Source organism: Leisingera sp. NJS201, from assembly GCF_004535885.1.
In the GTDB taxonomy this organism is placed as follows: Bacteria; Pseudomonadota; Alphaproteobacteria; order Rhodobacterales; family Rhodobacteraceae; genus Leisingera.
On sequence record NZ_CP038234.1, the window covers coordinates 1,123,420 to 1,144,375 of the forward strand.

Here is a 20,956-nt window from a genome sequence, read left to right on the forward strand (position 1 = left end):
TTTTCTTTGGCAAATCCGGTTTATGCCCGGCGCAGCAGCAAGGGGAGCAGCGGATGAGCAATGAGGTCCTGGCCACAATAGAAGCCTCCGGCGGGCGGCGGATCATGGGCACGGCGATGCTGGGATTGACCGGCTGCCTGCTGCTTTATGTCGCCTTCGCGGCGCCGCCGTCTCCGGCATGGCTGGTGTTTCTGCTGGCGGTTGGCGCAGCGGCACTGTGGCTGGCGGTGCGGATGTGGCAGGCAACCGTGCACCGGATCGAGCTGACAGCAGAGGAGCTGCGCTGTTCAAATGGCCAGCTGATTGCCAGGGTTGAAGATATCAAGGCCATCGACCGCGGCTTTTTTGCTTTTAAGCCGTCCAACGGTTTTTTGATCCGGACCGGCGCGCAAGGCTCCAGGATCTGGATGCCCGGGCTGTGGTGGCGGTCGGGCCGCCGGATCGGCATTGGCGGGGTAACGCCGGGATCGCAAGGCAAGGCGATGTCGGAAATCCTGGCGGCGATGATGGCGCAGCGCGGCCAATAAGGCCGCGCCAGGCGCTTTAATCGGTGCCTTGTCCGCCATCATCATGGCTGCCTGAGCCGGTAGCGCCGCCCTCAAAGGCGACAAGCGGGGCAAAACGCGGCCGGGTGAAGACAAAGTTTTGCAGGTCCATCAGCGGAATGCCGATATTGAAGGCAGGGTGTATCTCATTCCAGGTTTCTACCAGAATGACGCGCTCCTGATCCGGCATGGTCGGCAGTTTTTCCTTGACGGTGTTGATCGAGCCATCGGCCCATTCCTGAAAGGCGCTGCCCCGGACCTTGGACCAGTCGACATAGTAGCGCTGATCGTCTTCGTCCCAGCGCACGACCGAGATGCGGGTGGACAATGACGTGTCGCCGCGCACCAGTTCCGTGGCCAGCGCATGCATGCTGTCGATATAGTTGTCGTTCAGGGCATTGGTTTCCCGTGATATCAGATCGGACACGGTATACGCAGCCTTCAGGTTGATGCTTTCCTGTCGGAAGGCGTCAAAGAAGGTGTAAACTGCAGTAAACATGCCCAGCAGAAGCGGCAGATAGATGGCGAATTCGACCGAGACGTTGCCGCGGGTTCCGGTCAGAAAACGGCGGGCAGGACCCGGCAGGCGGCCGGACAGACGGCGGGAGAGGAGTGTCAGCATAGCGTTACCTCGGTTCCTGGACGAATGCAGATGAAGCGAGCAGGTTGATCCGGCCGTCTTCATCCTTGCTCAGATGACTGCCGAGACCCCAGGTGGGGAAGATCGGGTTGAACTTCATGCAGGCGCGAATGAACATCAGTTCGTTGGACTGGCCGTTCTCGAATGTCCGGACCGGTTGAATGTCTGCAACGCGGTTCACGCAGTCCGGAGTCGGATCTATGGCGGTCCAGTTGTAGGGGTCAATCTGCACCATTTCCAGGCGCAGGGAAGTCTCGCAATCCTCAATAAAACCGGAGCGGTCGCAGACTTCGTCGCGCAGCGCATCGTGCTGCATATTGCCGCCGGTGCCAAGGCGGATAGTCCGGACGGTCTCATCCAGGGCCCGCTCAAGCTGTGAGTGGCGGAGATTGATCATGCCCAGTTCAACGGTGGACATGAGGATCATCATGAAGGCAGGAACGATGACAGCGAATTCCACAGTGGAGTTGCCATCTTCGCGCTGCCTGAAACGGCGCAGGGCTTGTGTGGTACGGCGGATCATTGGGTGAGCCTCAGCTGACGGATGGACGTTGCGATCGAGGCAAAGGCATCGCTGATTTCCAGCCCGTCGACGTCAAAGTAATGGGCGTCAGAGCTGGCGCAATCCTGCAGCACTGCCACCCCGTCGCTGGGTGCCTCGAAACCGATGGTGTAGACAATAATGCCCTGATCTTTGGCAGCCTGGCAGATGCTTCGGGTGCGGGCATTCTTGGTTGAATTGCCGTGATAGTCGTAGACGCCGTAATACCATTCACTGCGGGCAGCAGAGATGCCCATCCAATCGCCAAAGAGATTGTAGTAAAGATATTTGAGCGGTGTTTTCGCAAACAGATCCACGTTGGTGAGGCGTTCGGCGTTGTCACCGCCTTTGGGCGTGTTATGCCAGTAGGAATACCCGTCCCGGCGGAACTTTCCTGTGGAAGGGTTAAGTGTGGAATACACGCCGCTGGCCGCATCGTACCAAACGTTTGAATCCCCCTCGCGGTGGTCGTTCTCGACATAGTATTGCGAGGTGTTCTGGCCATCTGTCATCAGCACGATAACCTTGACGGTATCTGTGTCGGTATAGGCAGACGGACGGGCGGAAAAGTCACTTGGAATGATCGCGCCGGCGCCGGAGGAAAGAGCGCTGATGGCCGGACGTGCGGAAGGGTCCAGCAAGGCGGTGCCCCATTTCATGCCGATGTCAATGGACGTGTTTCCGCGCCCCACAAGGCCGTCGATGAAGCCTTTGAGAGCCGTGGCATCCTTCTGTAAAAGCATCATCTCCCGGTGCGCATGTTCTTCGCAGACGGGTGAACCGACCAGGCCCGGCCGGTCGTCCCAGCGGTCCCAGGGAGAAAACTGCATCGTTTGCTCCAGGGAGGCCGAAGTGGACAAGCCGGCTGAATTGAAATCGGAGGCGGAGAAATTCACGCAGTTGGAATAGGTGTGCAGCCTATCGAGGTTGTATTGATCCAAAAGCTCCTCAGGTGCGGAGACCTGGGTTGCATAGGGCACAATGGAAATCGACATTTTGCCGTCGGTGGTGTTTGCCACCATGGTATCGACAAAATCCTTGGCCGCGACCTTCAGGTTGGTCAGGCGGCTGTTGCGGGTCATCGAGCCGGATACGTCCAGCACCATTGAGATTTCGACGCCGTCGATGCTTTCTTCAGCGCGGGAATTTGCATAAATCGGCAGGCTGCTGACACCCGAGAAATTCAGCCACAGCGCATCGAAGTCGGTGTTGATCGTCGCTTCAACGCTTTTGTACCCAAGGCTCTCGCTGTCGATCGGGTTGGAGTAATATTGTTCAAGCCCGACCTTCGTCAGGTAATCCAGAACAACGGCGTCAGCCGCAAGGGTTTGATCAAGATCCGCAGCTGCCAGCACCGCCCGGTCCAGAGTGTATTGCAAATTGGTGCGGTCGCGTTCCATCCGCATCAGGTCAATCCCGATGCCGCCGATTGCAACCATTGCCAAAACGGTGAAGCACGTCGGTGCAGCCATCACCCCGTCTTCTTCTTTCAGGAAGGCTTTTGCCTTGGCCAGACAGCGCTGCATGAGCGGGCTGCTCAGCGCTGTGGACCCCTTGTGACGTCTATGCATTTAAACACCCCCCGCCGGTTCTTGAACAGATCAGCCCGGCTCTAGACGCGGAATTTACACATAATTAATGGCTGCCGAACGTGGCGGAATTGGGGCGGGTTTGCGCCGAAAAACATGTGATTGTAGTGATTTGGGGTTTCAATTGCCGGGTATCCTGCGGAGTTGTTGCAGTCTGCGGAACAATGGTTCCGGGCAAGCGGCGAATCGTGAGTCTTTCGCTAAAATGCGAATCTTTTTGGCAGGGAATGGTCAAAAAGGTCGCACTCCTTAATCTTCTCTGCATAGAGTGAAGGCATCATCGGCATCGAGTCGATGTTTGAGCACGGAGAAGATTTTAGATGAGCAGCCGCACAGAGCCGAGCTTCCGCGAGAGCGTGGACCTGATGTTTAACCGGGCCGTGTCCCTGATGGATTTGCCGCCGGGGCTGGAGGAAAAGATCCGGGTCTGCAACGCGACCTATACGGTGCGGTTCGGGGTGCGCCTGCGCGGCGCCATGCATACATTCACCGGCTACCGCTCGGTCCATTCCGAACATATGGAGCCCGTCAAAGGCGGCATCCGTTATGCCACCGGTGTCAACCAGGACGAGGTCGAAGCGCTGGCGGCGCTGATGACTTATAAATGCGCCCTGGTGGAGGCGCCGTTCGGCGGCTCCAAGGGCGGGCTTTGCATTGATCCGCGCGAATATGAAGAGCACGAACTGGAATTGATCACCCGCCGCTTTGCCTATGAACTGGCCAAGCGCGACCTGATCCATCCCTCGCAGAACGTGCCAGCGCCCGACATGGGCACCGGCGAGCGTGAGATGGCCTGGATTGCGGACCAGTATGCGCGCATGAACACCACCGACATCAACGCCAAGGCTTGTGTCACCGGCAAGCCGCTGAATGCCGGCGGCATCTCGGGCCGGGTCGAGGCCACGGGCCGCGGCGTGCAATATGCGCTGCAGGAATTCTTCCGTTACGAGGAAGACAAGGCAGCAGCTGGCCTGAGCGGCAAGCTGGATGGCAAGCGGGTCATTGTTCAGGGGCTTGGCAACGTGGGCTATCACGCGGCCAAATTCCTGTCCGAGGAAGATGGTTCGCGGATCACCGGCATCATCGAACGGGACGGCGGATTGTCGAACCCCGATGGCCTGGACGTCGAGGCGGTGCGCAATTGGATCGTCAAGCATGGCGGCGTGGCTGGTTACCCTGATGCCCAGTATGTGGAAGACGGCGCGCTGCTGCTGGAAGAAGACTGCGACATCCTGATCCCGGCGGCGCTGGAGGGGGTGATCAACCTGTCCAACGCTGAACGCGTGAAGGCGCCGCTGATCATCGAGGCTGCAAACGGTCCGGTGACTGCCGGTGCGGATGACATTCTGCGCAAAAAGGGCACCGTGATCATTCCCGACATGTATGCCAACGCGGGCGGTGTGACGGTGTCATACTTCGAATGGGTGAAGAACCTGTCCCACATCCGTTTCGGACGCATGCAGCGCCGCCAGGAAGAGGCGCGCCACCAGCTGGTGATCGACGAGCTGCAGCGTCTGGACGACGTGATGGGCAATACCTGGTCGATGTCGCCGAATTTCAAGGACAAGTACCTTAAGGGCGCGGGTGAGCTGGAACTTGTGCGCTCGGGCCTCGATGACACTATGCGGGTGGCCTACCAGTCGATGCGTGAGGTCTGGCACAGCCGGGACGATGTCACCGACCTTCGTACTGCCGCCTATCTGGTGTCGATCGACAAGGTCGCCAAAAGTTATCACGCCAAGGGTCTCTGACCAGCCAGCGGGCACATTGATTATAGCCGGGGCGGAGGGAAAACTCTCCGCCCCGTTTTTAATTTGCTAGTGAACCGGAATACGTCACGACCTGTCGCAATTACTACTAGACACATATGATCAGTTCGTGTGTTTTGCAGCAAAGCCGGGCCGGACTGCCGCAAATTGATCCTTGGGGCTAGGAGCGGCAGGCGAAAGCGGGTAGCAATGCCGCCAGGGTCCGGGTCACCTTTTTTCCGGGCACCGGAAGTGATTTGACGGGGAGGGACGACATGCGGTTTTCGGGATGGCGTGTGCTCAAAGAGGGGCTCACCGGAAACAAGGGCTGGACGCCGCACTGGCGCGACCCCGCGCCCAAGTCCGAATATGACGTGGTAATCATCGGCGGCGGCGGCCACGGTCTGGCGACCGCCTATTACCTGGCCAAAGAACACGGCATTACCAATGTTGCAGTGCTGGAAAAGGGTTATCTCGGCGGCGGCAATGTGGGGCGCAACACCACAATCGTGCGCGCCAACTACTACCTGCCGGGCAATTCCGAGTTTTATTCCCACTCGCTGAAACTGTGGGAAGGGATGGAGCAGAACCTGAATTACAACGCGATGATGTCGCAGCGCGGCATCCTCAATCTCTACCACAATGACGGTCAGCGCGACGCCGCAGTGCGGCGGGGCAACGCGATCATCAACCAGGGTGACGATGCTGAGATCCTGAGCCGCGAACAGGTGCGCGCGCTGGCGCCGTTCCTGAATTTTGACAGCAACCGCTTCCCGATCATGGGCGGGCTGATGCAGCGCCGGGCGGGCACTGCGCGCCATGACGCGGTGGCCTGGGGGTATGCCCGCGGTGCCGATATGCGCGGGGTGGATCTGATCCAGAACTGCGAAGTCACCGGCATCGACGTGGAGAACGGCAAGGTTGTTGGCGTGCAGACTGCACGCGGACCGATCCGGGCCAAGAAGGTGGCGCTGGCCGCTGCGGGGCGCTCCGGCCAGGTGGCGGCGATGGCGGGTCTGACCCTGCCGATTGAAAGCCACGTGCTGCAGGCCTTTGTTTCCGAAGGGCTGAAACCCATCGTGGATCATGTGATCACCTTTGCCGAAGGGCATCTCTACATCAGCCAGTCGGACAAGGGCGGGCTGGTGTTTGGCAGCTATCTGGATTTCTACAGCTCTTACGCCGCGCGGGGGAACCTGCCGATGGTGGAGCACACGATGGAGAGCTTTGTGGCGATGGTGCCGGCGGTCAGCAAGGCGCGGCTCTTGCGCAGCTGGGGCGGCATTATGGATATGACGCCAGATGGCTCGCCCATTATCGATCATTCGCCGGTTGACGGACTCTATCTGAATTGCGGCTGGTGTTACGGAGGCTTTAAGGCGACGCCGGCGTCAGGCCATGTCTATGCCCATCTGATCGCCACGGACCGCCCGCATGGGGCAGCAACCAAACTGAAGCTCGACCGTTTCCGCAGCGGTCATGGCCTGATGGATGAGGAGGGGACCGGTGCGCAGCATAACTTGCACTAAGCGTTTTGAATGCGCCGGGTTTGCCTCCGGCGGGAGTTTTTTCAGAAAGATGAAAGGGCGCTGGTCATGAGGATTGCCTGTCCGCTCTGCGGCGAAAGGGACCGCCGCGAATTCTATTACAAAGGTGCAGCAGTAGTGCGCCCGGCTGAAGGCGCTGGTCTGGATGCCTGGCACGAGTATGTGAACCTGCGGCAAAACCCGGCGGGGCCGCTGGATGAGCTGTGGTATCACGAGATGGGCTGCAATTCCTGGCTGAAGGTCACTCGCAATACGTCGACCCATGAGATTCTGGCGGTGCAGCTGGCGTCCGAGGCCAGGCTGGGAGGTAAGGCATGAGACTTCCAGGCAAGGGGCTGAACCAGGGTGCGAAGCCGGTTACGTTCTCATTTAATGGCCGCCACCTGATGGGGCTGGAAGGGGACACGCTGGCCGCTGCCTTGCTGGCCAATGATGTGCATCTGATGGCGCGGTCGTTCAAATACCACCGCCCGCGCGGGGTACTGACCGCGGGCAGCGAAGAGCCGAACGCACTGGTGACCACCGGCACCGGCGGCCAGCAGGATCCGAACGTCCGCGCGACCCAGCAAGAAATATTCGAGGGGCTGGAGGCGCGCAGTCAGAACTGCTGGCCCTCGGTCGAACGTGACGTGATGGCGGTCAATGACCTGGCGGCGCCGTTTTTTACTGCAGGGTTCTATTACAAGACTTTCATGTGGCCGGCTGCGTTCTGGGAAAAGCTCTATGAGCCGATGATCCGCAATGCGGCAGGGCTTGGTGCGCTGTCGGGCGAGGCGGATCAGGACCGGTATGAGAAAGCCTTTGCCTTTTGCGATGTGCTGGTGATCGGTTCGGGTCCTGCCGGGCTGATGGCGGCGCTGACTGCCGGCCGGGCCGGGGCCGATGTGATTCTGGCAGAGGAAGACAGCCGCATGGGCGGGCGTCTTTTGGCGGAACGCGAAGACGTCAGCGGCAAACCGGGCCATGAGTGGGCCGCGGACGTGCTGGCTGAGCTTGAGGCGATGGACAATGTGCGGCTGATGACCCGCACTGCTGTCACCGGCGCCTATGATCAGGGCACTTATGGCGCGCTGGAGCGGGTTTCGCACCATTTGCCGCGGCGCCATTCGCTGAAAGGCAGCCACCTGCCGCGCGAATGCTTCTGGCGGATCGCTGCCAAACATGCGGTGCTGGCAGCAGGCGCGATCGAGCGTCCCGTGGCGTTCCGTAACAATGACCGGCCTGGCATCATGATGGCGGGCGCCGTGCGCGCCTATCTGAACCGCTGGGGTGTGGCGCCGGGGGAGCGGGTCACCGTCTTTGCCAACAACGATCAGGCGCACCGCACCGCACGCGACCTGCATAATGCAGGCGTCCACATCGCGGCGGTGATCGACAGCCGCCATGAGGCGCCGGACAGCGGCCCGTATCAGGTGATCAAGGGCGCGCAGGTTTGCGGTTCCGCCGGACGGCATCGGGTGGACAGCATCACTGTGCGCTCGGTCAAGGGCGAGGAGAAGATCCAGACCGACTGCCTGGCGATGTCCGGCGGCTGGAACCCTTCGGTGCATCTGACCTGCCACCTGAACAGCCGCCCCGTTTGGAAACGCGATGCGCTGGCCTTTGTTCCCGCAGAGGGCGCCGTGCCGGGGATGGTCACGGCGGGCGCCTGTAAAGGTACGTTCTCCACCGCAGGCGCGCTGCGCGAAGGCGCGGATGCTGCGGCTAAGGTGCTGGAAGCGCTGGGCCTGAAACCCGCTGCCGGTGATCTGCCGGATGCGGAGGATGATCCCTACCGTATTGCGGCGCTGTGGGCGGTGCCGGGCAAGGGCCGCGCCTGGCTCGATTTCCAGAACGACGTCACCGTCAAGGATGTGAAGCAGGCAGCGGTTGAGAATTTCCGCTCGGTCGAGCATATGAAGCGCTACACCACCCAAGGGATGGCAACCGATCAGGGCAAGAACTCAAACGTTGCAGCGCTGGCGGTGCTGGCGGATGCGACGGGGCGGACGATCCCCGAGACCGGCACCACCACCTTCCGGCCGCCGTTTGTGCCGGTGGCCATTGGTGCCATCGGGGCAGGGGCCACGGATGAGGGCTTTAAGCCGCAGCGCTTCCTGACGTCGCACGGCGAGAGCGACACCCGCGGCGCGCATCAGCTGGAGGTCGGGCTGTGGTACCGCGCCGCCTATTATCCGAAGCCGGGGGAGACCAATTGGCGCCAGTCCTGCGACCGGGAAGTGACGTGCGTGCGCAATGCGGTGGGCATTTGCGATGTCTCCACCCTGGGCAAGATCGACATTCAGGGCGCCGATGCAGGCAAGTTCCTGGATCATCTTTATACCAACACCTTCAGCACGCTGAAGGTTGGCAAGGTCCGCTATGGGCTGATGCTGCGCGAAGACGGCTTTGTCATGGATGACGGCACCACCGCGCGGCTGGGTGAAAACCATTATGTCATGACCACCACAACCGCCGCGGCGGGGCAGGTGATGGCGCATATGGAGTTTGTTTCCCAGGCGCTCTGCCCGGATTGGGACGTGCGGTTCACCTCGGTGACGGAGCAATGGGCGCAGTTTGCCGTAGCAGGCCCCAAGTCGCAGGAGCTGCTGAACGGGCTGCTGGACGAGGAGGTCAACGGCGAAACCTGGCCTTTCATGGGCTGCGGCGAGGCGACCGTGCTGGGCGTCAAGGGGCGGCTGTTCCGGATCTCTTTCTCGGGTGAGCATGCCTATGAGGTGGCCGTTCCTGCGCGCTATGGTGAAAGCCTGTTCCGCGAGTTGTTGAAGCGGGCCGAGGCGATGGGCGGCGGTGCCTATGGGATGGAAGCGCTGAACGTGCTGCGGATCGAAAAGGGTCTGATCACCCATGCCGAGATCAACGGCACAGTGACCGCCTTTGACCTGGGGCTGCAGGGAATGATGTCCAGGAAGAAGGATTTTCTGGGCAAGCCGATGTCCACCCGCGAGGGGCTGATGGCCGAGGACCGGATGCGCCTTGTGGGCCTGAAGCCGGTTGGCGCGGCTAAGGAGATCACTGCCGGGGCCCATCTGTTCACGCCGGGCGACCCGGTCGAGCGGATCTATGATCAGGGTTACGTGACCTCGGCCGGTTATTCGCCGGCGCTGGGGTGCCCGATTGGCCTGGCCTTTCTGAAAGAAGGACCGGAGCGGATCGGCGAAACTGTGCGTCTGGTTGACCACATGCGCGGTGTTGATACCCTGTGCGAGGTTGTTTCGCCCGTGTTCTTTGACCCCGAAGGAGGGCGTTCCCGTGGCTGAACTGATTGCAAAAAGTCCCTGTGAAGGACTGGTTCCGGCAACCATCGGCGGCATGAGCCTGACCGAGGAACATCCCGGTGCGATGTGGACCGTGGCCCCGTTCAAGGGCCAGCAGGAGGCGCTGAGCAAGGCGCTGGAAACGGCCCATGGCATGGCCTTCCCGGCGGCAAACCGTGCGACTGGCAAGGCCGGCAGCCGCGCGGTCTGGTTCGGGCGGGACATGGCATTGCTGATGGGGCTTGCGCCGGATGCCAAGCTAGCGGGGCACGCCGCGCTGACGGATCAGAGCGACGCCTGGGCCGTGGTGCGGCTGGAAGGCGCTGGCGCTGAGGACGTGCTGGCGCGGCTGGTGCCGGTGGATCTGCGGAACCAGGTGTTCAAGCGCGGCCATACTGCACGGACCGAGCTGAAGCACATGATGGCCTCGGTGACCCGCACCGGGCCGCAGGCGTTTCAGATCATGGTGTTCCGCTCGATGGCGAAAACGCTTGTGCATGATTTGAAAACAGCGATGGAAGCTGTCGCGGCGCGGGGGTAACCTTTGGGGATCACCAACTGATTCCCGGAGCGCATCTATGATCCGCATCGCCCTTGCAGCCGCCCTACTGGCGGCTCCGGCCTATGCTTCTGAAACCAAAGAACAAAGCTGCAAGTACCAGGGCCAGGTCATGGCCGCGGTGCAGCAGGCGCGGCTGGACCGGGTGAAACAGGAAGAGGTGGAGCAGGTCATTCTGGACAGAGAACCGGAATGGCCCGAAGCCTTCTCCAACGCGATCCCGCAACTGGCCCAGCACGTTTACGCGATGAAGCGGCGCGACCTGAAGGACGCCGACCTCGGCGCGCTGTTCGAGGAACAGTGCCTGCAGAACTGGGATCAGATCCAGGCGATGCAGAAACAGCTGAAGTCGAACTGATATGTCCCTGCCGCCCGGCTTTCTGGATGAATTGCGCACCCGAGTCAGTATCTCTGATGTTGTCGGGCGCAAGGTCATGTGGGATCAGCGCAAGTCGCAGCCGGGCAAGGGTGACTATTGGAGCCCGTGCCCCTTTCACCATGAGAAAACCGCATCCTTCCATGTAGAGGACCGCAAGGGGTTCTATTACTGCTTCGGCTGCCACGCCAAAGGCGACGCGCTGAAATTCATCCAAGAGACCGAGAACGTCGGTTTCATGGAGGCGGTGGAGATCCTGGCGCAAGAGGCTGGCATGGAAATGCCCAAGCGCGACCCGCGCGCGCAGGAAAAGCAGGACCGCAGGGCACTGCTGGCCGAAGTGATGGAGCAGGCGGTACAGTTCTTCCGCTTGCAGCTGAAAACCAACGCTGCCCATGACGCCCGCTCTTATCTGCAGCGCCGCGGCCTGACACCGCCGGCGCTGGACCGCTGGGAAATCGGCTTTGCCCCTGATGGCTGGCAGGCCTTGTGGGACGGGTTGCGTGGCAAGAACGTGCCCGAGGATCTGATCATCGGCGCCGGGCTGGCCAAACCCTCGAACAAGGGCGGCAAGCCTTATGACACTTTCCGCAACCGGATCATGTTCCCGATCCGCGATGCGCGCGGCCGCGCAATTGCCTTTGGCGGCCGGGCGATGGATCCCAATGACAACGCCAAGTACCTGAACTCGCCCGAGACCGAGCTGTTCGACAAGGGCCGCAGCCTGTATAACCACGGGCCCGCGCGGGCGGCTTCGGGGCGGGGGTCCTCGCTGGTCGTGGCTGAGGGCTATATGGATGTGATTGCGCTGGCCGAAGGCGGGTTTCAGTCGTCGGTGGCGCCGCTGGGCACTGCGATCACCGAAAACCAGCTGCAGATGCTGTGGCGGATGTCAGATGAGCCGATCATCGCGCTGGACGGCGACAAGGCGGGCATCCGCGCCGCCATGCGGCTGATTGATCTGGCGCTGCCCTTGCTGGAGGCCGGGAAATCCCTGCGCTTTGCCATCATGCCCGAAGGCAAGGACCCCGACGACCTGATCCGCAGTAAAGGCCCGGAGGCGGTGCAGGCGGTGCTGGATCAGGCGATGCCGATGGTCAAACTGCTGTGGCAGCGCGAGACCGAGGGCAAAGTCTTCGACAGCCCCGAACGCAAGGCGTCGCTGGACAAATCCTTGCGCGAGAAGATCAAGCTGATCCGCGACCCGTCGATCCGCAAGCATTACGGCGAAGACGTCAAGGAGATGCGCTGGCAGCTGTTTCGCGGCAACCGCAGTAATCGCGACGGCGGCGGCGGCGGTTTCCAGCAGCGCGGATCCCGCAGCGGCGGCTTTCGCGATGGCAGCCGTCCGCCGTGGAAACCCGGCAAGGGCTTTGGCCCGATTCCGCAGCCGCGCGCAACCACCCGTGCCTCGCTGGTGGCAGGTGCCGAAGACGAGTTTTTTGCCGCCATGCGCGAAGCGGTGATCCTGGCCACGGCAATCACCACCCCGGCTGTGATCCCCGAATTCGAGACCAGCCTTGAGCGCCTGCAATGCGCCGATCCGGATCTGGCGGTGCTGCGGGATATGGTGCTGCGCTTTGGCATCAGCGCGCCGGAGCGTCTGCGCGAGGAAATCGACTGGTCTTTGGGACCTCATGCCCTTGAAAACCTCTTTGGCCTTCGCCATGTCGCAATCACCCCCTGCCTGCGCAAACCCGGCGACACCGAACTGGCCAGCATGACCCTGGCCGAGGAGCTGGCAAAGCTTGAGGCGCGGCGCGGGCTGGACGCGGAACTGGCAGAGGCCGAAGAGGATCTGGACGGCCTTGCAGATGAGGCGCTGACCTGGCGGTTGCGGCAGGCAGCCGAGGCCAAGAACAAGGCGGTGCGCAGCGAGAATGAGGACCAGGCGCAGTATGATGTGGGCGAGAACGGCGCGCGGCTCAGCCGGGATGAGCGCGACGCGTTCGGCGCCCTTTTGGATCGGATCGGCTTTTCCGGTAAATGACACAGATTGCCTGATTCTGCGTTTTGCTAAGGAAGAGCACAGGAAAATTGGGTAAACGGGGTGACGAATCAGAGAATCGCGCTAATGATTCGCGCGACCCGAATCGCCCCGCAGCCCCTGAGTAGGAGCAATGAATGGCCGCCAAAGACACCGACGACCGCAAACCTGATGATCAGGACGCCGAAATCTCACTCGACATGAGCCAGACTCAGGTCAAGAAGATGATCGCGGAGGCCCGCGAGAAAGGCTACATCACCTACGATCAGCTTAATCAGGTTCTGCCGCCGGATCAGGTCAGTTCGGAACAGATCGAAGACGTGATGTCGATGCTCAGCGAAATGGGCATCAACATCATCGAGGACGAAGAGGCCGAAGAAGAAGAGAACAAGGGCACCACCGACCTTGTGACCACCGAAGGTCCGCGCGAGGTTGCGCTGGCCGGCGCCCAGGCTGAAAAGCTGGACCGCACCGATGATCCGGTGCGCATGTACCTGCGCGAGATGGGCTCGGTTGAGCTGCTGAGCCGTGAAGGCGAGATTGCCATCGCCAAGCGGATCGAAGCCGGCCGCAATACGATGATCCTGGGGTTGTGCGAAAGCCCGCTGACCTTCCAGGCGATCACCATCTGGCACGACGAACTGTTGTCCGAGGACATCCTGCTGCGCGACGTCATCGACCTGGAGGCCACCTTTGGCAACCAATTGGACGAAGACGGCGAGGAGGAAGCGCCGGTCGTCGATACATCCGCTGTGGCTGCGGCCAAGCCGGTTAAAGACGAAGGTCCCGAGCTGGACGCCGACGGCAATCCGATTGCCAGCGATGACGACGATGACGAGGATGAACAGGCCAACATGTCGCTGGCCGCGATGGAGGCCGCGCTCAAGGACCGTGTTCTGGTCACGCTGGAGCGGATCTCGACCGACTTTGCGCAGCTGTCCGAAATGCAGGACAGCCGGATCTCGGCAACCCTGAACGAGGACGGCTCCTTCAGCACTCAAGACGAGGCGACCTATCAGGCGCTGCGCTCGGAAATCGTCGAACTGGTGAACGGGCTGCATCTGCACAACAACCGGATCGAGGCGCTGATTGACCAGCTTTACGGCATCAACCGCCGGGTGATGCAGATTGACAGCGCGATGGTCAAGCTGGCCGACCAGGCCCGCATCAACCGCCGCGAGTTCATTGATGCCTACCGTGGCCGCGAGCTGGACCCGAACTGGCTGGCCGACATGGGCGGCAAGCCCGGCCGCGGCTGGCAGATGTTCATCGAACGCTCTACCGACAAGGTCGAAGAACTGCGCGCCGACATGGCCCAGGTCGGCCAGTATGTCGGTCTGGATATCTCGGAATTCCGCCGCATCGTGCAGCAGGTGCAAAAGGGTGAGAAAGAAGCCCGCCAGGCCAAGAAGGAAATGGTGGAGGCGAACCTGCGCCTGGTGATCTCGATTGCCAAGAAATACACCAACCGCGGCCTGCAGTTCCTGGACCTGATCCAGGAAGGCAACATCGGCCTGATGAAGGCGGTGGACAAATTCGAATACCGCCGCGGCTACAAATTCTCGACCTATGCGACCTGGTGGATCCGTCAGGCCATCACCCGCTCGATCGCGGATCAGGCCCGCACCATCCGGATCCCGGTCCACATGATCGAGACCATTAACAAGCTGGTCCGCACCGGCCGCCAGATGCTGCATGAGATCGGCCGCGAGCCGACCCCGGAAGAGCTGGCGGAAAAGCTGCAGATGCCGCTGGAGAAGGTCCGCAAGGTGATGAAGATCGCCAAGGAGCCGATCAGCCTTGAAACCCCGATCGGGGACGAGGAAGACAGCCAGCTGGGTGATTTCATCGAGGACAAGAATGCCGTGCTGCCCTTGGACAGCGCCATTCAGGAAAACCTCAAGGAAACCACTACCCGGGTTCTGGCGTCGCTCACCCCGCGCGAGGAACGGGTTCTGCGGATGCGCTTTGGCATCGGCATGAACACCGACCACACGCTGGAAGAAGTCGGCCAGCAGTTCAGCGTGACCCGCGAACGGATCCGCCAGATCGAAGCGAAAGCGCTCAGGAAATTGAAGCACCCCAGCCGCAGCCGCAAACTGCGCAGCTTCCTGGATCAGTAATCAAAGGGCGCCCCGCGGGGCGCCTTTTTCTTGCCTGATTGACCTGTAACCTGCCCAACAGATTAGTTTGGGGAATTCAGAAGATGTTGCTTAGATTCGTGTTAGTTGCGCTGGTGGCCAGTGCTCATTCCGCGCGGGCAGACGTTCCCGATTTCTTTCAGATCCCCTTCCTATCGGATGTCGTCAGCGCCAGTATTCAAAGGGATTATGAACGGGTCCGCTGCAAGCAGACCTATATGGTGGCCGTGTCGCCGAACGGGCATTGGGCGTCCCGCTGCAGCGGCAACAAGCTGTCGTCGACAATAACCCGTGCTGTATTGCAAAAGTGCGAGCACGCGGCGGGTCAGGCTTGCGGCATGGCCATCGCAAAGGGGCAGAACATACCGGATTGGCAGGCAAGTCCTTCCTTGGTCTATGCCGGGACCGTAAGTCCTGAGACTATTCCGTTTGTTGCTGATTTGCGGGGCAGGGACGTGGTGTCCCGCTATTCTGCGGCCAGACGGAATAAGGCGCTGGCGCTCAGCCGGAACGGAGCTTGGGCTTATGCGTCGGGGCGCTTGACCATGCGCGAGGCTGAACAGGTTGCGCTTAGTAAATGCGAAGAAAATGATGGTAATCGCAGACGATGTTTTTTGTATGCTTCCGGCGATGATGTGGTGTTTGGGCCTGACACCAACATTTTCCCCGAACGCTGACCAATATTGGGGCATGACTTGAATGAGAAAGAAGGAAGAGAGCACAGACCTCATCGTCTTCGACGGCGAATGCGTGCTGTGCTCGGGATTCTTCCGCTTCATGCTGCGCCATGACCGGGCCGGACGGTTCCGCTTTGCCACCGCGCAGTCGCCGCTGGGGCAGCAACTTTACCGCCAGCATGGCCTGCCGACGGATGCGTACGAGACCAATCTGGTGATTGTGGATGGCCGCACCTATCAGCGGCTGGATGCCTTTGCCGCGGCGATGCGGGCGCTGCCCTTGCCTTGGCCAGCCTTGTCTGTCTGCCGGTTCCTGCCGGGGCGGCTGAAGGACGCGCTCTACTTCAGTGTCGCCCGCAACCGGTACCGGCTGTTCGGCCGCTTTGATACGTGCCTGATCCCTGGCCCAGAGGTTCGCGCCCGGTTTGCCGACGGAGGCTTTGAGCTATGAGGGATGCCTTTGGCGACATTATCGCGGCGCAAGACCTGGAGGTGCCGCCGGTCCTGCTGCGGTTCCATGCGCAACCGCCGCAACGCAGCCACGGCATGGTCAAGGTTGAGGGCGGCAACCGCTGGGCGCGGCTGCTGGCGGCACTTGCAGGGTTTCCGCCGCCGATGGCAGAAACCCGGTTCCGGCTGGACGTCGCGCCGCAGGGCAAGGGCCATGTCTGGCGGCGCAGTTTCGGCAAATTCCTGACCCGCTCGCACCTGCGCTACGATCCGCAAACAGGCAGGGCGGTGGAACGTTTCGGCATGGTCGAGCTGGACCTGGCCGTCTCGGTCCAGCAAGGCGCAATGGTGGTCTCGGTGGAGAGGGTCCGGCTGTTCGGCCTGCCGCTGCCCCAGGCCCTTTGCCCGCAAAGCGCCGCTGCCGAATTTGAGACGCCGGAGGGGCACTTGGGATTTGACATCTCTGCCAGCCTGCCGCGCATCGGTCTGCTGGTGCGTTACAGCGGGTTTCTGGTGCTGCCCGAGCTGGACCTCAGGCGTTAACCATTTGCTAACCCTGTCATTGCCCGGCGCGGCATCCCCCCTTAAAATCGGTGCTGTTGCCCATTGGCCTTCCGGGGGGAAGAAAATGTCTGCACATACCAATATGAACACGGCACTGCTGGCGCTGACTGCAAAGCTTCAATCGTTGAATGATCTGGTGACTGCCAACCAGTTCATGGTCGAGGTTTTGGCGGATCAGGGGGATGCGCTTAAGCAAATGGATGGAGCCGGGACCAAGGATATGCTGCGCCGGCAGGCGCGCGAAAAGTTCCACCCTGACACTGGCACCGTGCCGAATGCTGCAGCGCTTGCCATTCTTGAAGGCGTGCTGAGCCATAAGCGGGACAGTGCAGAGATCATTCCATTCCCGCCCCGCGCCTAAGGCGGGCGTTCACACATCTGCGAGAGGTCGTTACAAAGGTGCTGCCGGTCTATTGGAGCCGCTGCGGCACATCCCTATGTTGAAGCGAACACAGGGATATTTCCGAATGAAGAACCTCCTTTGCGCAGCAGGCCTGGCTTGTCTTTCTTCCATTCCCGCAGCTGCGGATGCCTTCTTTGCCAACCGCGGTGTGCGGGTGCTGCCGGTCAATGACACGGTCTATGAGGTGGTGCCGCGCGGATCGGGCGGCACCTGGGATTACTGGTGCGCAGCTGCCGAATACGCCCGCCGCGAGCTGGGCGCTGGCTGGATGGACCGGTTTTACGTGGTGCGGGGCCGGGATGTCAGCGTCACCACCGGGCGCCGGTCCTCGGTGCAGTTCACGCTCTACCCGAAGCGCAGCGGTGTCGAACCCAAGACAGGCTGGCTGTCGCTGGGTTTTCGCCCCGGGGAAAGCATGTCAGTGCAGCAGGGATATGGCTATTGCGTGGAGGCAGCAGCTTTTTGAGGGTGCGGTCACATTGTTCCACAAAAATGTGTCTCACTGCGTGAACTGCAAGCCGACGCAGCCTGCCGGTGCCGCCGCGGAGGGCAGGCTGCTTGTGCAGGAAGATGATCATCAGCCGGTCCAGCTGGACCGCGGCCAAGGTACTGTAAATACTGGATGTACGCTGTTGGCAGCAGCGCCGATTGAGGCCGGCCGGAGCAGCCAGCTGCCGCTTGCCGGCCCTTGCACGGCAGTGTGACTGGCTTGTGTTTCAATTTTCCCTACCCTTGGAGAGGCGCAGCCTGAACAGGCATGCGTCCCGCTGAACGAAAGGGAAATGACATGAAACTTGCCGCCGCCGCACTTTTTGCAACGTCTTTGATGATGGCTCTTCCAGACAGTTCAGCTGCCAATACCAGCCGCCACAGTATCCGGGTCTATCCGGTATCCGAAGGCGTATTCGAAGTCATTCCGAACACCGGCAACGGATATCTCTTCTGGTGCGGGGCGGCGGATTACGCGCAGCGTGTGCTGCGGGTGCCCTGGAACAGCAATCTGCACATCACCCGCGGGCTGGGCCCCAGCGAAACGACCGGGCGCCGCTCGGCAGTTCAGTTCACGCTGGACGCAAATTTGGCGGCCGCAGCGCCGGCTGGTGGATACGGGTCTGTCAACAGCCTGCAATCTGGTGATACAATGCGTGTTCAGGAGGCATTCGGATATTGCTTCATACCGTTCGGGCGGCCGTGAAATCAGACTGATCCGCTGCCAGTCCGGGCCGGAGAAGAGGGAGGTTGAGATGACGCGCAAAAGACTGTGGCTGACAGGGATGCTGGCCTTGGCTCTGGCTGTCCCAATGCCCGCGTCCGCCTGGCGGGCAATCAACCGCCATGAAGTGCTGCCAGTGTCCGAAGGCGTCTGGGAAGTGGTGGCCCGGGTCGGGACTGGCGCGCAGGATTATTGGTGCGGTATCGGTGATTTTGCGATCCGCCAGCTGCGGGCGCCGGTGAACCAGCGGATCTATGTCTGGCGCGGGGTCGGGCCTTCGGTCAACCGGCCGGGGCGCAAAGCGGTGCAATTTGCCTTTGGCCTGCCGCCTGGTGTTCCTGACCGGTCCTCCAGCCTGTCGCTGAATGTGCGCGAGGCAGGTGACAATCTGCATGTGTCGGCTGCGCAAACCTATTGTTATGACCGGCTGCCCGGGCGGGACCGCTGGTTGCCTTGATTTCCAGCTTCACCGGCTGACACTGTTGCCGGCCGGGCTGTGTTCAGCCAAAAGATCTGCATGATGCATGAGTTCACCATTCCGACGCGCGGGCAGGGCCTTTATGAGTTCACCCGTGACGTGCAGGCCTGGGTTTCCGGGGCCGGCCTGCAGGATGGGCTGCTGACCCTGTTTGTCCGCCACACGTCCTGTTCTTTGCTGATCCAGGAAAATGCCGACCCCGAGGTGCAGACCGACCTTCGGGCCTTTTTTTCGCGCCTGGTGCCGCCTTCCTCCGATCCCGCAATGGCCTATCTGCGCCACACCTATGAGGGGCCGGACGACATGCCCGCCCATATCAAAGCGGCGATGATGCCAGTCAGCCTGCCGGTCCCTGTCAGCCGCGGAGTACTGGTGCTGGGCACCTGGCAGGGGATCTACCTGTTTGAACACCGCGATCGTCCGCACCAGCGGCATGTGGCCGCGCATCTGGCCTGAACCTCTTTATCTAGCGGCCATAAATCACCACTACCCAAATTCTGGAGGGTAGCCTATAGTTGTGGATAACCGGGCAAACACCGGCACAAACAATAGGCTGACAGGATTGAGGGAGCAGGCGGATGCGCTGCCCATTTTGCGGAAATATCGACACTCAGGTCAAGGATTCACGCCCCGCCGAAGATCATGTTTCGATCCGGCGGCGCCGGTTCTGCCCGGCCTGCGGCGGCCGTTTCACCACCTACGAACGGGTGCAGCTGCGCGATCTTGTGGTGATCAAAACCAGCGGCAAGCGCGAGGATTTCGACCGCGACAAGCTGGAACGCTCGATCCGCATTTCGATGCAGAAACGCCCGATAGAACCCGAACGCATTGATCAGATGATCTCCGGTATCGTGCGGCGGCTGGAAAGCATGGGCGAGACTGATATCGGGTCGAAGAAAATCGGCGAAATCGTGATGGAGGCGCTGGCCCGGATCGACACCGTGGCTTACGTGCGCTTTGCAAGCGTTTACAAAAATTTCCAGGCGGCGGATGATTTCGAGGATTTTGTTCACGAGCTGCGCCCGCCAATTGCACCGGAAGAATAATGGACGCTGATCACCGTTTCATGGCGCTGGCGCTGTCCCTGGGACGGCGCGGGCAGGGCAACTGCTGGCCCAACCCGGCAGTGGGCTGTGTTATCGTGCAGGGCGGCCGCGTTTTGGGCCGCGGCTGGACCAGGCCGGGCGGCCGCCCCCATGCAGAAACCGAAGCACTGGCGCAGGCCGGCGGAGCGGCGCGCGGCGCCACGGCTTATGTGACGCTGGAACCTTGCGCCCATCACGGCGAAACGCCGCCTTGCGCGCAGGCGCTGATTGACGCCGGTGTGGCGCGGGTTGTTGCCGCGATCGAGGACAGCGATCCGCGGGTGTCAGGGCATGGATTTCAGATGCTGCGCAATGCGGGCATTGAGGTGGCCACCGGAATATGGGGGGCACAGGCAGCGCGGGATCATGCTGGTTTCTTTCTGAAGACTGAGCAGGGCCGCCCGCTGGTGACCCTGAAGCTGGCCGCCAGTTTCGACGGGCGCATTGCAACCGGATCGGGCCAAAGCAAATGGATCACAGGACCGGAGGCCCGCCGCGCCGTGCACGCGATGCGCGCGCGCCATGATGCGGTGATGGTGGGCGGCGGGACTGCGCGGGCTGATGATCCCTCGCTGACCGTGCGCGATCTGGGGGTGGAGCACCAGCCTGTGCGAGTGGTGATCTCGCGCCATCTGGACTTGCCGCTGATGGGTCAGCTGGCCCGCACCGCCAAGGACGTGCCGGTCTGGCTCTGCCATGGCCACGGCGCTGATCATGAGCGCATTCAGGCCTGGGAAGGGCTGGGTGCCAATCTGATCCCCTGTGCGTCGCACGGGGTACAGCTGGACGCGGCGGATGTGCTGCAGCAGCTGGGGCAGGCGGGGCTGACGCGGGTGTTCTGCGAAGGCGGCAGCGCGCTGGCAGCCTCGCTGCTGGCGTTTGATCTGGTGGATGAGCTGATCGGCTTCACTGCTGGTCTGGGGATTGGTGCCGAGGGTCTGCCGTCGATCGGTGCGCTCGGCATCGGCCGGCTGGAGGAAGCGCCGCGGTTTGAGCTGGTTGAAACCCGTCCCCTCGGCAAAGACATCCTGCACCGCTGGACCCGTGCGCTGCGCTGACCATCCTATGCCGTGCAGAACCGGCTCTCCCGCCCGTCACTGGAGCATATTTCATGCTCCGCTCCCGTTGGGCGTTGCCCGGCGCTGCGCGCCGGGCC

General features: G+C 61.5%; 22 protein-coding genes. 19 read left to right on the forward strand and 3 right to left on the reverse strand.

Going from position 1 to position 20,956, the window contains the following annotated elements; translation table 11 throughout:
- Positions 1-53 precede the first annotated feature (53 nt).
- On the forward strand, positions 54-527 hold the full coding sequence (locus tag ETW23_RS05450; protein WP_129371589.1) for a hypothetical protein: 474 nt from the start codon (positions 54-56) through the stop codon (positions 525-527).
- Positions 528-543: 16 nt separating this feature from the next.
- Here the strand turns inward: ETW23_RS05450 and ETW23_RS05455 are convergent, their stop codons facing one another.
- Genes ETW23_RS05455 through ETW23_RS05465 form a run of 3 tightly spaced genes read right to left on the reverse strand, consistent with a single transcriptional unit; the run spans position 544 to position 3,252 of the window.
- A complete protein-coding gene (locus ETW23_RS05455) occupies positions 544-1,167 on the reverse strand; it encodes a TadE/TadG family type IV pilus assembly protein (protein ID WP_247676914.1) in 624 nt (207 codons plus the stop codon).
- 4 nt (positions 1,168-1,171) lie between these two features.
- Positions 1,172-1,708, reverse strand: a complete 537-nt coding sequence (locus ETW23_RS05460; RefSeq protein ID WP_134829363.1) for a TadE/TadG family type IV pilus assembly protein — start codon at positions 1,706-1,708, stop codon at positions 1,172-1,174.
- A complete protein-coding gene (locus ETW23_RS05465) occupies positions 1,705-3,252 on the reverse strand; it encodes a TadE/TadG family type IV pilus assembly protein (RefSeq protein WP_247676915.1) in 1,548 nt (515 codons plus the stop codon). The genes ETW23_RS05460 and ETW23_RS05465 overlap by 4 nt, the downstream gene beginning before the upstream one ends.
- Before the next feature lie 383 nt (positions 3,253-3,635).
- Between ETW23_RS05465 and ETW23_RS05470 the strand changes: the two genes are divergently transcribed.
- The 18 genes from ETW23_RS05470 (at position 3,636) to ribD (ending at position 20,858) form a co-directional block, all read left to right on the forward strand.
- Positions 3,636-5,066: a Glu/Leu/Phe/Val dehydrogenase gene (locus ETW23_RS05470; protein ID WP_129371585.1), complete on the forward strand. Its 1,431-nt coding sequence runs from the start codon at positions 3,636-3,638 to the stop codon at positions 5,064-5,066.
- A 272-nt stretch (positions 5,067-5,338) separates the two neighbouring features.
- A complete protein-coding gene (locus ETW23_RS05475; protein WP_134829365.1) occupies positions 5,339-6,592 on the forward strand; it encodes a sarcosine oxidase subunit beta family protein in 1,254 nt (417 codons plus the stop codon).
- Between the two features lie 66 nt (positions 6,593-6,658).
- Positions 6,659-6,928: a sarcosine oxidase subunit delta gene (locus ETW23_RS05480; protein ID WP_134829366.1), complete on the forward strand. Its 270-nt coding sequence runs from the start codon at positions 6,659-6,661 to the stop codon at positions 6,926-6,928.
- On the forward strand, positions 6,925-9,870 hold the full coding sequence (locus ETW23_RS05485) for a sarcosine oxidase subunit alpha family protein (RefSeq protein ID WP_134829367.1): 2,946 nt from the start codon (positions 6,925-6,927) through the stop codon (positions 9,868-9,870). The genes ETW23_RS05480 and ETW23_RS05485 overlap by 4 nt, the downstream gene beginning before the upstream one ends.
- Entirely contained in the window at positions 9,863-10,408 is a 546-nt protein-coding gene (locus tag ETW23_RS05490) for a sarcosine oxidase subunit gamma (protein ID WP_129371581.1), read from the forward strand. Before ETW23_RS05485 ends, ETW23_RS05490 begins: the two co-directional genes overlap by 8 nt.
- A 37-nt stretch (positions 10,409-10,445) precedes the next feature.
- The gene (locus ETW23_RS05495) at positions 10,446-10,784 is read left to right on the forward strand and encodes a hypothetical protein (protein ID WP_134829368.1); all 339 of its coding nucleotides are present in this window, start codon (positions 10,446-10,448) and stop codon (positions 10,782-10,784) included.
- Between the two features lies 1 nt (position 10,785).
- Positions 10,786-12,792: a DNA primase gene (gene dnaG / locus ETW23_RS05500; protein WP_134829369.1), complete on the forward strand. Its 2,007-nt coding sequence runs from the start codon at positions 10,786-10,788 to the stop codon at positions 12,790-12,792.
- A gap of 134 nt (positions 12,793-12,926) precedes the next feature.
- On the forward strand, positions 12,927-14,912 hold the full coding sequence (gene rpoD / locus ETW23_RS05505; RefSeq protein WP_129371578.1) for an RNA polymerase sigma factor RpoD: 1,986 nt from the start codon (positions 12,927-12,929) through the stop codon (positions 14,910-14,912).
- 83 nt (positions 14,913-14,995) lie between these two features.
- Positions 14,996-15,607, forward strand: coding sequence for a hypothetical protein (locus ETW23_RS05510; RefSeq protein WP_134829370.1), 612 nt, complete (start codon positions 14,996-14,998; stop codon positions 15,605-15,607).
- A 22-nt stretch (positions 15,608-15,629) separates the two neighbouring features.
- The gene (locus tag ETW23_RS05515; protein WP_134829371.1) at positions 15,630-16,058 is read left to right on the forward strand and encodes a thiol-disulfide oxidoreductase DCC family protein; all 429 of its coding nucleotides are present in this window, start codon (positions 15,630-15,632) and stop codon (positions 16,056-16,058) included.
- Positions 16,055-16,600, forward strand: a complete 546-nt coding sequence (locus ETW23_RS05520) for a DUF4166 domain-containing protein (RefSeq protein ID WP_134829372.1) — start codon at positions 16,055-16,057, stop codon at positions 16,598-16,600. The genes ETW23_RS05515 and ETW23_RS05520 overlap by 4 nt, the downstream gene beginning before the upstream one ends.
- A gap of 85 nt (positions 16,601-16,685) precedes the next feature.
- A complete protein-coding gene (locus ETW23_RS05525) occupies positions 16,686-16,982 on the forward strand; it encodes a hypothetical protein (protein WP_134829373.1) in 297 nt (98 codons plus the stop codon).
- 106 nt (positions 16,983-17,088) lie between these two features.
- A complete protein-coding gene (locus ETW23_RS05530; RefSeq protein ID WP_134829374.1) occupies positions 17,089-17,490 on the forward strand; it encodes a hypothetical protein in 402 nt (133 codons plus the stop codon).
- A 321-nt stretch (positions 17,491-17,811) separates the two neighbouring features.
- Entirely contained in the window at positions 17,812-18,219 is a 408-nt protein-coding gene (locus ETW23_RS05535; protein ID WP_247676916.1) for a hypothetical protein, read from the forward strand.
- Between the two features lie 49 nt (positions 18,220-18,268).
- Complete coding sequence (locus tag ETW23_RS05540; RefSeq protein ID WP_134829375.1) at positions 18,269-18,694, forward strand: hypothetical protein; 426 nt, start codon at positions 18,269-18,271, stop codon at positions 18,692-18,694.
- A 60-nt stretch (positions 18,695-18,754) separates the two neighbouring features.
- The gene (locus tag ETW23_RS05545; RefSeq protein WP_134829376.1) at positions 18,755-19,171 is read left to right on the forward strand and encodes a secondary thiamine-phosphate synthase enzyme YjbQ; all 417 of its coding nucleotides are present in this window, start codon (positions 18,755-18,757) and stop codon (positions 19,169-19,171) included.
- Positions 19,172-19,293: 122 nt separating this feature from the next.
- Positions 19,294-19,761, forward strand: coding sequence for a transcriptional regulator NrdR (gene nrdR, locus ETW23_RS05550; RefSeq protein ID WP_134829377.1), 468 nt, complete (start codon positions 19,294-19,296; stop codon positions 19,759-19,761).
- 20 nt (positions 19,762-19,781) lie between these two features.
- Entirely contained in the window at positions 19,782-20,858 is a 1,077-nt protein-coding gene (ribD, locus tag ETW23_RS05555; RefSeq protein ID WP_247676920.1) for a bifunctional diaminohydroxyphosphoribosylaminopyrimidine deaminase/5-amino-6-(5-phosphoribosylamino)uracil reductase RibD, read from the forward strand.
- Positions 20,859-20,956 lie beyond the last annotated feature (98 nt).